The 11,968-nt window shown below is 41.2% G+C and carries 8 protein-coding genes and 1 pseudogene; 8 read left to right on the top strand and 1 reads right to left on the bottom strand.

Features of this window, described 5'->3' with window-relative positions:
- Window positions 1-426 precede the first annotated feature (426 nt).
- The 4 genes and pseudogenes from V7K60_RS16485 to V7K60_RS16470 all read left to right on the top strand — a co-directional run.
- A pseudogene (locus V7K60_RS16485) lies at window positions 427-570 on the top strand (NADH-dependent alcohol dehydrogenase); the annotation flags it as partial.
- A gap of 181 nt (window positions 571-751) precedes the next feature.
- A complete protein-coding gene (locus V7K60_RS16480; RefSeq protein WP_334926930.1) occupies window positions 752-1,339 on the top strand; it encodes a TetR/AcrR family transcriptional regulator in 588 nt (195 codons plus the stop codon).
- 41 nt (window positions 1,340-1,380) lie between these two features.
- Entirely contained in the window at window positions 1,381-1,824 is a 444-nt protein-coding gene (locus V7K60_RS16475) for an acyl-CoA thioesterase (protein ID WP_334926929.1), read from the top strand.
- Window positions 1,825-2,924: 1,100 nt separating this feature from the next.
- Window positions 2,925-3,755 (top strand): phytoene/squalene synthase family protein, encoded by an 831-nt coding sequence (locus V7K60_RS16470; RefSeq protein ID WP_334926928.1) that lies wholly within the window; start codon window positions 2,925-2,927, stop codon window positions 3,753-3,755.
- A gap of 141 nt (window positions 3,756-3,896) precedes the next feature.
- On the opposite strand, the gene V7K60_RS16465 is transcribed toward V7K60_RS16470, so the two are convergent.
- Window positions 3,897-4,142, bottom strand: a complete 246-nt coding sequence (locus V7K60_RS16465) for a hypothetical protein (RefSeq protein ID WP_334926927.1) — start codon at window positions 4,140-4,142, stop codon at window positions 3,897-3,899.
- Between the two features lie 301 nt (window positions 4,143-4,443).
- Here V7K60_RS16465 and V7K60_RS16460 point away from each other — a divergent pair, with 301 nt between their 5' ends.
- From V7K60_RS16460 to hetF, 4 genes are all read left to right on the top strand, one after another.
- Window positions 4,444-6,039: a serine/threonine-protein kinase gene (locus V7K60_RS16460; RefSeq protein ID WP_334926926.1), complete on the top strand. Its 1,596-nt coding sequence runs from the start codon at window positions 4,444-4,446 to the stop codon at window positions 6,037-6,039.
- A 693-nt stretch (window positions 6,040-6,732) separates the two neighbouring features.
- Window positions 6,733-7,467 (top strand): FHA domain-containing protein, encoded by a 735-nt coding sequence (locus V7K60_RS16455; protein WP_334926925.1) that lies wholly within the window; start codon window positions 6,733-6,735, stop codon window positions 7,465-7,467.
- A gap of 623 nt (window positions 7,468-8,090) precedes the next feature.
- Complete coding sequence (locus tag V7K60_RS16450; RefSeq protein WP_334926924.1) at window positions 8,091-8,294, top strand: hypothetical protein; 204 nt, start codon at window positions 8,091-8,093, stop codon at window positions 8,292-8,294.
- A 1,002-nt stretch (window positions 8,295-9,296) separates the two neighbouring features.
- On the top strand, window positions 9,297-11,843 hold the full coding sequence (gene hetF / locus V7K60_RS16445) for a cell division protein HetF (protein WP_334926923.1): 2,547 nt from the start codon (window positions 9,297-9,299) through the stop codon (window positions 11,841-11,843).
- Window positions 11,844-11,968: the final 125 nt, after the last annotated feature.

Raw genomic sequence — 11,968 nt, 5'->3', positions numbered from 1 at the left:
TGCTAAACTCAACTTCTAACTAGGTTTTCTAGGCGTTGCATAAATGCGGGATGAATCGGCGGTTAAAACCATTGAGAATTCGTTCCCAATTGAGCGAAATCATCCCATGATTCAGCAACGCCGATTTTCTACAGTTTTACATAAAAACCACGTAAGGCGATGCACTTACCGTATTTTACTCGTAAGCATGATTAAACGTCCAGCGTATTCGCGTTGTATATCGTTCAATTATCTGGATAATACACCGCAGTCAGTTAAACTCCCTACGGACTGGTTGCTAAAAAATTTACCTACAAGTTAATAAACATAGGGATAATTCCAAACTTTGTCGAGACGCGATATATCGCATTTATGCTGCAATTAGGCAACATCCTGAAAGTGATTACAATACTCAAGGTCAATTCCGATTCCCTAGTTTAATGACTCATGGAAAACTTTGTTTTTTGCAATCCAGTCAAAATCCTGTTTGGCAAAGGTCAAATCGCCAACATTGCTGCTGAAATTCCTAATAATGCCAAAATCCTGATTAATTATGGTGGGGGTAGCATCAAAACTAATGGCGTCTATAACTAGGTGAAGTCTGCATTGGCAAACTTTGGCTATAGCCAAAGCCTAGTTCTTTACTCAGTGTTGAAAAAAGCTTGACTTGCAAGCAACTATCATGCTATTTTAAATCAAACCATTCGGTCGGTAATATTTTATTTACAGCAATTTTCAATTCAATAAACTCCCTACTATCAAAATCGCTGTAATGTCCAAAGGTGAAGAAACAAAAACCAGAATTCTTCAGCAAGCAGCCGAACTGTTTAATCAACAGGGGTATGCAGGTTCATCGATGTCAGACATTATGCGTGTAACTGGATTGCAGAAAGGAGGAATTTACAATCACTTCCAAAGCAAAGATGATCTTGCACTACAGGCTTTTGATTTTGCGATCGCTCGCATTAAGCAGCATACTAGATTTGCATTACGAACCAAACATCACGCAGTAGAACGTTTGCAAGCAATCATTGGGGTGTTTAGTAGCTTCGCAGAAAATCCACCGATTAAGGGAGGGTGTCCACTGCTGAATACTGCTGTGGAAAGTGATGATGCTCATCCGGCGTTGCGAGAACGTGCTCAACAAGCGATGAACTCTTGGCTGCATCTAATTTGTCGAATTATTGAAAAAGGAATTGAAAAGGGTGAAATTCGCCCGGAAGTGAGTGCTGATGAAATCGCTACCATCATAATTGCAACGCTGGAAGGAGGCATAATGATGAGCAAGCTTTATGGAGATTCAATTCATATCCATAGGGTAATTAATTACCTGAATCAATACTTAGAAACTTCTCTTTAATTGAACAGACCGAGCAGTATTAAAAAATATCAAGATAAATAATGCTAGTAAATAACAACTTACACAGACCATTAGAAGTAGTATTAGCAATTCCTGTAAAAACATACGACATTGATTTTATGGGAATTGTGAGTAATATCGTGTATATCAGATGGCTAGAGGATTTACGTCTAAAGTTTTTAGATGAACATTGGCAACTCAATCAACAAATTGAGCAAGGATATACACCAATTCTAGCCGGAACTGAAATTGAATATAAACGTCCGATAAAGATTATTGATCGGGTGATTGGACGTTTATGGCTAAGTAGTTTAGGACGCTTAAAGTGGACTGTGCAAGCTGAAATTTTATCTAACAATGAGTTAGCAGCAGTGGCTAGTCAGAAGGGTGGTTTTGTCAGTCTGCAAAATAATTGTCTTATTCCCATTCCAGAGGAATTACAGAAAAAATATTTACAGTATCAACAAGGGATTCAGAAAATTTAATAATTAGGAATACTTCAATATTTTTTTGACTTTTTACAAACTGTTCGGTTTGTTTTTAAACATAATCTGGACTATAATACCGATTCTTGATGAATACACGAAAGAACCCCACTGCCTGCGGTACCTCCCCTTGGTAATAGCAGATTGGGAGGGGGGTCAATCTAAAAACTTACTTACTAATTTCTTGATAGTTCCCCTTAATCCTCTCTCTGCAAGCGGGGCTAGCGTGTACACAAGTTGAAAAAAGCTTGATTTACTATTGTCCTCTCATTCTCATGCAGAGTATGGGAACGAGGAAAACCTCATCAAGCTTAGGTTTTTAGGACTTATGTATGCACCGTAAACAAGCAAAGAGGGGAGACGAAGTGTAGCTTAAGCTCTTTGGGGTTGTTCAGGTTTTATAAGCAATCAAGCGGACATGATATGAGAGTCAAATATTCACAAATATTGTGTTGAGTAGGCAAACAGCCAATTTTTTTATTGTCAATCTCGTAAATATACGGGAACTTTTTGTTTTGAGTTTTGGTCAATTTATGTCACTTTGAACAGCAAGGCGGTTCTAACTCCAATAGATTAGGTATAGTCCAACTCAGGCATTGCAGCCTTATATGTCGTCCAATTTAACTGACCTTAACTCTTCGGTAAACCACTGTACCCATCCAAAGATATGTACAAATGCTGTTATCCGTTGTCAGCTTTTCCTCAATTGTCTTTATATATACAATAATTACACTTTGTTAGTCAGATTAACGCAGACTTAAAGCACTTTCAAATCGCTAAAATGGATGTTTGCTTATGGAAAAATTTCGTCATATCCAACCAAATATTACCATAATTCTTTATATGTATACTAAAAGTTTATGAAAGCTATATAAAACGACACTTAAAACACTTTTGCACCCAAAAACCTCTATACTAGACTAGACTTTGATAAATTTGAGAGTTTTGTTAATTGCAACACCAAAAAACTATCAATTTTTAGATGAAATACTAGCGTATCTTATAGTCTATAGTTTTTAAGGTTTAGTCAAAACTATATCCAGTATCATCAAAAAACTGCAAACTTCATGTGGTGCAAAAATCAAGTGGGGAGTGAAAACATGAATTTACGTAGAGATGCATTGCAAATCCTCAAAGAAACTAGCCGAACTTTTTATATCCCAATTAGTCTTTTACCGCCAGGATTGCAAGAAGCAGTAGCATCAGCATATTTGTGTATGCGTGCCATTGATGAAATTGAAGATCATCCCGAACTAGATAACGCTACTAAAGCAAAGCTGTTAAGAACCATTAGCCTGACATTACAGGCAGGAGTTGATGGCTTTGCGGTAGATGCTTTCTTTGCAGGATTTAGTGGGTATGAGAATTCATTAGAAGAAGTCACTTTGAGGGTTAGAGAATGGTCACTGCTAGCACCAGACACCATTGCACCTCGAATTTGGGATGCCACTGCTGCAATGGCAGACCGGATGGCTTATTGGGCAGAAAAAAACTGGAAAATTTATACAGAATCTGATTTAGATCGTTATACCTTTGGAGTTGCAGGTGCAGTGGGACTGTTACTTTCTGACTTGTGGACTTGGTATGATGGAACACAAACGAACCGTACCCAGGCGATTGGTTTTGGTCGGGGTTTACAAGCAGTCAATATCTTGCGTAACCATACTGAAGATTTGGGGCGTGGGGTAGAATTCTTCCCAGAAGGTTGGAGTGCAGAAAATATGCAAGAGTATGCCCGGCGCAATCTAGCCCTGGCAGAAGCTTATATCAAAGACCTTCCTACGGGGCCAGCTTTAGATTTTTGTCAAATCCCGTTCACCTTGGCAAACGGCACTCTTGACGCCCTTGCTAATGGTAAAGAGAAACTCAGCCGTAGTGATGTTTTTGCACTTATCGAACAGCTGATTAGTGTGAACATGAAAGCTAGCTAATAATCTCTTAACGACTAATGGAGATGATTCTAGATTGCCTCCAAATTTGGGCATCCAAAATCCTACAGCAACTTTCTGTAGGGTAGCCAGTGCGGTCTTCTCCCTTGGCGTTAGCCTCTCCCTTTGGGAGAAGGGGAGACGCTAAAAGCGATAGCGCAGTGTAAAGCCTTCTTTTCTCCCAAAGGGAAAAGCACTCGCGTTCAAGAGGGTCTGCGACACGCTACGCGTATCTTGCTTCCCTGTAAGGGTACACGCCAACGGCATGGCAACTCTTAGAGAGGCTGCGCCAACGCTTAGAGCGAGTCCGCGAGCGTCTGGGGTTTCCCCAAATATAGTAACTGGCGTTGGGCACTGCCCTCCAATACCTTTTAATACTAATTCTTTCATGCAAAAAACCAGATTAAAGCTGATTTTCTAAATGTGATAACAGCGCGATGCACGCCACAAGCCTTGAGAGAGGGTCATTAAGAATTACGTAATTGGTAGAAAGTAGCATAAACAGTATTTGCCAATGTAAGTATAATAAATAATCTTGTTTAGCGATCGCTTTAGGTAATCTCAGTTAAACTTTAGGAACTCTTCAAAGGATTTCCAGCAAAAATTACCTGGCAAGAGTTGATTAATGTCTAAATAATTGAAAGGGAGTATAACACTCCCCGTAATTATTCGTGCAGCGAGTTGAGAGTGCATGAGCTACTGCTTAAATCCTACCTGTTCCAATCCAGAAAATTTGGTATATAGCCAAAGGTGTCAGTCTTGTGGCTCGCAACTACTGTTGCGCGATCGCTATCAGGTGATCAAACCATTAGGTCAGGGTGGCTTTGGAGCGACCTTCCTAGCCAACGATCAAGGCTTACCAGGAGAACCGAGTTGCGTAATCAAACAATTACGCCCATCAGGAAGCGCTCCACACGTTTTACAGATGGCCAGAGAACTCTTTGAACGAGAAGCCAAAACTCTAGGTAAGATTGGCAATCATCCCCAAATACCTAGATTGTTAGACTATTTTGAAGATCATGAGCAATTCTACTTAGTTCAAGAATATATCAGTGGCGATACCTTGCAAGAAGAGGTCAAACTTAATGGCATCTTGAGTGAAACTGGAGTTAAGCAATTTTTGAGCGAGATTTTGCCACTGTTGCAATACATCCACGAGCAAAAGGTGATTCACCGTGATATCAAGCCAGCCAACTTAATTCGCCGCACCCAAGATGCCAGAATGGTACTCATCGACTTTGGGGCCGTCAAAAACCAAATTAGCCAAAGTGCGACAGGCCCATCAGGACAGACAGCATTAACTGCGTATGCTATTGGTACTCCTGGTTTTGCCCCTCCAGAGCAAATGGCTATGCGTCCAGTCTACGCCAGTGATATTTATGCATTAGGGGTAACATGCATTTATTTACTGACTAGCAAAACTCCTAAAGATTTAGATTACAATCCCAATACTGGCGAGATGATGTGGGAGCAACTTGTGCAAGTGAGCGATCACTTGGGGAATGTGTTGCGAAAAATGTTAGAGGTGTCTGTACGTAATCGCTATCAGTCAGCGGCAGAAGTTCTCAGAGCATTGGAAATAGAACCATACTTAGATAGTTTAGCAAAGGGTTTGCTGATTAAATCTGATAATGGATCTAAAGAGCGAACACATAACCACCTGGAAAATTCTGCTGTTTTATGTAACAACCCTGCTGCTACCAGCACTGGAGTGGCACAGGTAGCGGCAGCGATTCGTGCTAGACGAGCCAAGGCAGCGGAAGCCGCGGGATTATACCAGGGTTCTGGGATGGCCAAATCAACAACTTTCACTAGCAACAGCAATGGTTCACAAGTTCAAAATTCTAAAGTTGGGCGGAAGTTAGATACCCAAGGTTTATTAACAGCTTATCTGAAGGGAAGACGAGATTTTGCCTTACACGATTTAAATTTGCTGAATCTGCAAGGTGCTGATTTATCTCAAACAAATTTCCATTCTGCTCAATTGCAAAAAACCAATCTCCAGGGAGCTAATCTTCACAATAGTGACTTTGGCAGAGCCAGTCTCACTCGAGCAAATCTTAAAGATGCTAATTTGAGCAAAGCATACTTTAACCATGCTGATTTAGAAGGAGCAGACCTGCGAGGCGCAGACCTTAGCAATGCTTATCTCAGCAATGCTAACCTCCGAGGAGCTAATCTATGTGGTGCTAATCTCACCAGTGCCAAAATTTCTGATGAGCAGCTAGCACTAGCAAAAACAAATTGGATGACCGTGCGTCCCAATGGCAAACGAGGCTTGTTGTGATTTTAAAGCGTGAACTACCCCAACCTATAGACGGATGGGGTTTCCCAATTCATCGGGAATAGCCTCTATTGTCGCTGTAGTTCTATCCGAATATTCTCCTATATTAGATTCTAGATTATCCTGATGGATAAACCCTTTTTATTGAAATCAATTATTTTAGATTAGCAGAATAGCCTCATCTCCCTGCTTTTAAGCTCTCCATTTTTATTAACAATTTTAAAATACTTATTTTATAAGAATCACAAGGCTAAACTTTTCTCACATCTGGGAAAATTAGCCCTGATTCTTCTTGATAAAAACTTAGATTCATTCAGAATTGACCAAATAGATATGATGTTTAGGTTGATTGATACCCATCACTATCACGAATATTAAGAAATATCCAACTGTCTGGCAAAAATACGTAGATGTTTGTCAATTCTTCATGAAATATTTATGATTTTTATCTGTTACAAATAACAAATGATTATTTACAATAAACAATAAAGCATCATAATAATTTTATAAAGATACTTACATGCTTTTTATGGCTATAAACAACAGTGAATCTCGTACCTAAAATTTTTAAAATAGAATGATCCTAAACCACTAAATTTTTCAGATTGCAGCAAAAAGCAAAAAATCAATTATCCCTGATTGTAGGCTTGAGAAGTATATCACAACCGAAATCAGGTAGTATAAGGTTTACGTATAATGACTGACTTTGCACAAACAGAAATAGAACGCCGATTAACTTTATATCAAGTATTCCTCAAGTTGTATGAACACCACAGCAGCCTTCTAGATGAGATTCTTCAGCTAGAAAACCTATCTCAACCGTCGTTGAGGAGAGTCAAGGCGGGTTACGTACATGGTGTAGTGGATAATACTGCTGTTTATTTGATGACTAACTTGGGTGACAATCAGACTCAGAGTTTACGACAGCCACAACAAATCTGGACGATAGGTCGTAATCGCACCAGTGGTATTTGCATTGCTGACAATCATCTGTCTCGTCGCCACGCTGCTATTCAGTATATTGACGAGCAAGGCTTTTACTTAAGTGATTTCAACAGTACCAATGGCTCGTTTGTAAATGGTAATCGCGCTGTTAGGCCGATCAAGCTCAAAGATGGCGATCGCATCCGTCTAGGAAATATGACTTTTGATTTTTTTGTGAATTATACCTACCGTGTTCTGCCAACTGTTGCAATGGATTTATTGATGCAGCTTGTGCATCGCAGGAATAATCATACAGTAGATATGCTTACTTATTCCCAGAATAGACAAAAATCTCTAACTGAAAAATCAGATTCTAATTTAGAGGCTTTGAGAAATTTCGGAATAGTTGAGAAGGTTGAAAATTTTTATGACAACTTCAGTTCAGAACAGAAATCAGAAATTTTAGACCGCCTGTTTACTACACAAATACCGTCTAATCCCAGCTAGCTAAAAAATTGGAACTTCTAGCAGTTTTCAATTGCTTCAAGAGTGCTGTTAACGGTAGCGTGATATTTAGTCTGTTAGTCTGTGCTGAGTAAGAAGGTAAGATTTGCTGAGGCAGACAGGCAGACAAATAGTGACAGTTAAAAGGGAACTCGTTAAAATATATAAAAAAAATTAAGAATGTGATTAAATATCATAGCAATCATTTTGGAGTGGCATCTCTAGCTCACAATAAAAAGAAAGCGATTCAGGGATTGAGTGAATAATTTATGCTCTATCCTGGCAACAGGAGGATACTCAAGGTCTACCAGCAGTAGCAACAGTGATAGTGATGTACTCCAGTTATGTGGCTCACCGCTACGCGTCTACGGAAAAAAAACCCCCAGTCGGTGTTAACCTACTAGGGGAGTTAGTTATCAGGGTGCATCTACCAATTAAATGTTCTCAGGTTGAAGACTATACTCCGGATAAATTTGTACAAAGGTCAATTATTTTTTAAATAAAAAAACCCCCAGTCGGTGTTAACCTACTAGGAGAGTGAGTTATCAGGGTGCATCTACCAATAATCTTTTCTAGGGGCAGCCAGTATCTTCCGGGAAAAATGAACTAAATTAGAGTTGATGGCGATGTCTACAACGGGCTGTGACGCTCGTACCTCTATGGAGAAGCAAGCTACGCGTAGCATCTCTGAGAGGAAAAGACTCGCTGATATTTCTCTACGAGACGCATTTGCGATCGCTATTGGTAAAGCAACTAGTAGAAAAAACTCCCAGTGGGTGTTAACCTATCAGGGGAGTGAGTTATCAGGGTCAGTTATTTTTCTTAAATAAAAAAACCCCCAGTGAGTGTTAACCTACTAGGAGAGTGAGTTATCAGGGTGCATCTACCAATAATCTTTTCTAGGGGCAACTAGTATCTTCCGGGAAAAATGAACTAAATCAGAGGCAATGTTTAGGATGGGCTGTGAAGCTCGTACCCCTATGGAGAAGCAAGCTATGCGTAGCGTCTCTGAGAGTAAAAGACTCGCCAACATTTTTATACCAGACGCATTCGTTATCGGTGACGCAACTAGAAAAAACCCCAGTGGGTGTTAACCAACCAGGGGAGTGAGTTATCAGGGTGCATCTACCAATAATGTTTTCTAAAATAAATGGGTCGCTACCGGATAAATTAGCAGAGGTTGAAGTTGTTACTGTTTGTCGAGGGAAGAAAAACCTCAGAGGGGTTAGTTATCAGGACAGACCTACCAATTAAATGCTCGGTGCGCTGCTTGACAAAATGGGTGTGTCAGGGTTAATCAATAGCACTCAATTTTCATAAAAAAAACCCCCAGTGGACGTTAGCCAACCAGGGGAGCTAGTTATCAGGGTGCATCTACCACTTAAATGTTCTAGGTTTAACCACATGCTCCGGATAAATTTATTAAAAAATTGATTGTTGTCGTGTGTCAAAAAAACAAAAGTGGATGTGAACTCAATTAGGAGAGTTAAAGATCGAGGGACATCCATCTATTAATCAAGTATTCTAGGATTAAGCACTATTTTCTGGTAGAGAATATCTGCGTCAGAAGTTGCTGTTGTTTGCCAAAAATAAAAAAACCCCCAGTGGGTGTTAGCCAACTAGGGGAGTTGAAGATCAAGGTGCATCTACCAATTAAGTGTTCTAGACCCAAGTAATCCGATCCGGATAAAGTTGTAGAGGCAGAAAAACCAAAACGACACCGAATCAGAAACATTTAGGGGCGCGATGCATCTAAATTATCAGAGGAAGCGAAAAATCGACTTGAAACTTTCGCGTTTCAAACCAGATTTAGGAGGCGGACAGGAGAAGTTGTGACCCAGGAATTCCATATTTCCGTAACCCCAGTAGGGCAAAATGACTACTTGGTGCGGACGGAACAAGTCGCACCTGGGGTACCATTGGCAGAAGAATTGGTGACTTGGCCTATAGCTGATTGGTTGATGGCTGCTGGGCATTTGATGAATGACCCGTTGAATTCGGTGTTACAAGGAGATCCATTTACCTCTGGCGGGCATGAAAGCGATATCGCCAGAAACTCTGTGAATTTGGTGGCGTTGGGTCAACAATTTTATAACGCCCTATTTCAAGGCACTCTCAGAGATAGTTGGATTACCGCTCAAGGTATTGCCCAGAACCATCAACAAGTACTACGGTTACGCTTGGGGTTAAAAGACACTAGATTAGCTCGTTTGCCTTGGGAAGTGATGCACGCAGGTGATCGCCCTCTGGCTACTGGGCCTTATGTGGCTTTTTCTCGCTTCCAAAGTGGAATTTCGGGGGCTTCTCCTTTGCGATCCCTGCGGGGGGCTACGCCTACGCAAAATATGCCCACACCCCTAGAACAAGGTGGTGTCAGAGTCTTGATGGTAATTGCTTCTCCCTCAGATCAAGTCCGTCTTGACTTACAGAAACAGGAAGCGATTAAACTGCAAGCGGAACTTCACCGTCAAACATCACGACCTGGTGAAGGTCGCAATCGGTTCCCCGAAATTGAACTCACTGTACTAGACCAACCAGGACGAGAAGAACTGACGCAAGCCCTAGAACAAGGCAGATACCACGTTCTCCACTACTCTGGTCATAGTAATTTAGGGGCAAATGGCGGAGAAATTTATCTTGTTAGTCGCAGAACTGGCTTAACGGAAATCTTGACTGGGGACGATTTGGCAGGTTTGCTCGTCAACAATAATATCCAAATGGCAGTGTTTAATTCCTGCTTGGGCGCGTACATAGCAGCGTCCAATCCCTCTGGAGATACTGGTGAACGAAACTTAGCGGAAAGTCTGGTGAAGCGCGGAATTAGAAGCGTTTTGGCGATGTCAGAACGGATTCCTGATGAAGTGGCGTTGACGCTCACACAATTGTTTTACCGCAACTTAAGTCAGGGATATCCAGTAGATTTGTGTGTAAGTCGGGTGCGCCAAGGATTAATTTCTGCTTATGGTTCTCACCAGATGTACTGGGCATTACCGATTTTATATCTCCAGCCAGAATTTGACGGTTTTTTAAGTCAGGAAACTGAGGTATCTGCAAGTGCGGAGTCGCTGAATCAGTATAGTTCGCCTTTAGGGGCAACTTCCACGATGTACTCTGCTATGGTCGATGATAGCGAGATACCTTTAGGAATGGAGGACATGATTCCTTCTGGTTTGACGCGGGACTCTTCTGGGTTGGACTGGCTGGGTGAAGATACTTGGGGCGATTTGGTTGATGAAATTGAGTATGATGACCCCAGCTATGAAGAAGATTCTGCGATAGTTTCGGATTTGTTTCGTCAGCTAGATAACCAAAAAGCTGCAACTGAACCGGATCAACAAATTCGTGAAAATAGTCTTCACCAAAGCCAGATTTCAGAGGAAATAACTTCCTCAGAAGAGTCAGCAGATTTGTGGGGAGAAGTTCCACCACCGCCACCTGCAACTCCTGGGAACCTTGAAGAAAATTGGCAAAATTCTAATTTTTCGCGTAGGCATAGCCTGCCGCAGGCATCGCAACCACCCCCACCAAGAAATCGTACCCGTCGCCGTCAGCTGTGGCCAATTGTGGGCGTTGTGGGGATCAGTGCGTTAGCAGCTGCGATCGGTTTAAATTGGTGGTGGCAAAATCGACCCCAAGCACTGCCTAAAATACCAGAAATTTCTAGTCAGTCTCTACCTGATTCTCGATTAATTCAAAAGCAGCCGAATATCGATTTAGAAATAGCAGCAACTGGAATTGTCACCGCTACTGCTACGGAAAAGTTGAGCCAGGGTGACTTGCAAGGTGGCTTATTGGCTGTAGAAGAACTACTCAATCGGGGCGCACTAGCTGCGGCTGAAACTTCCTTAAAATTAATTCCCAGTAAACAAGCTGACGATCCATCTGTGAATTTTTACAAGGGAAGATTGGCGTGGCAGTCTATCCAAACTGGAGACAATAACTATAGTATCGATGATGCCCGTCGTTATTGGGAAACTGCTGCCAAAGCTAAACCCGAATCGCTTTTGTATAATAACGCTTTGGGATTTGCCTACTACACAGAAGGCAATCTGAATCGAGCCAATGATTCTTGGTTCAAGGCTTTGAATTTAGCTCTCAAAGAACAGAACACAAGTTCAACATCTCGAAATACAGCAGTTCCTCAAGATGCTTTAACTTCTTATGCTGGTTTAGCTCTTGGATTGTATAAATCTGCACTTAGCGAATCTAATGGTAAGCAAACACAGTATCTGAATGAAGCGATGAAGTTGCGGCAAACAGTTCTCAAGTCCGATCCAGAAAATTTTCAGGTAGATAAATTAGCTAAAAATTGGCTGTGGACGGAGAAGGCGATTGAAGATTGGCGATCGCTCCTTCAGGAAAAAGGTGAAGAACAGTAATATGTTGCGGTGGAGCGATCGCTTTTAATTAGGTAAGGATTCAGGTCTAATATTTAGGAAGCAGTGATGGGCGAGACAGATAATTATTATTAGAGTCAGCCAGTAGTGCTTGTACAAAAAAATCA

The organism is Nostoc sp., from assembly GCF_036917555.1.
GTDB lineage: Bacteria > Cyanobacteriota > Cyanobacteriia > Cyanobacteriales > Nostocaceae > Nostoc.
Note: the sequence above shows the minus strand (reverse complement) of the source record. Positions and strands in the feature narration are given on the sequence as shown.

Coding starts and splice junctions, on each gene's coding strand:
- V7K60_RS16480 (WP_334926930.1), top strand. CDS start 752: ATGTCCAAAGGTGAAGAAACAAAAACCAGAATTCTTCAGCAAGCAGCC.
- V7K60_RS16475 (WP_334926929.1), top strand. CDS start 1,381: ATGCTAGTAAATAACAACTTACACAGACCATTAGAAGTAGTATTAGCA.
- V7K60_RS16470 (WP_334926928.1), top strand. CDS start 2,925: ATGAATTTACGTAGAGATGCATTGCAAATCCTCAAAGAAACTAGCCGA.
- V7K60_RS16465 (WP_334926927.1), bottom strand. CDS start 4,142: ATGAAAGAATTAGTATTAAAAGGTATTGGAGGGCAGTGCCCAACGCCA.
- V7K60_RS16460 (WP_334926926.1), top strand. CDS start 4,444: ATGAGCTACTGCTTAAATCCTACCTGTTCCAATCCAGAAAATTTGGTA.
- V7K60_RS16455 (WP_334926925.1), top strand. CDS start 6,733: ATGACTGACTTTGCACAAACAGAAATAGAACGCCGATTAACTTTATAT.
- V7K60_RS16450 (WP_334926924.1), top strand. CDS start 8,091: ATGTCTACAACGGGCTGTGACGCTCGTACCTCTATGGAGAAGCAAGCT.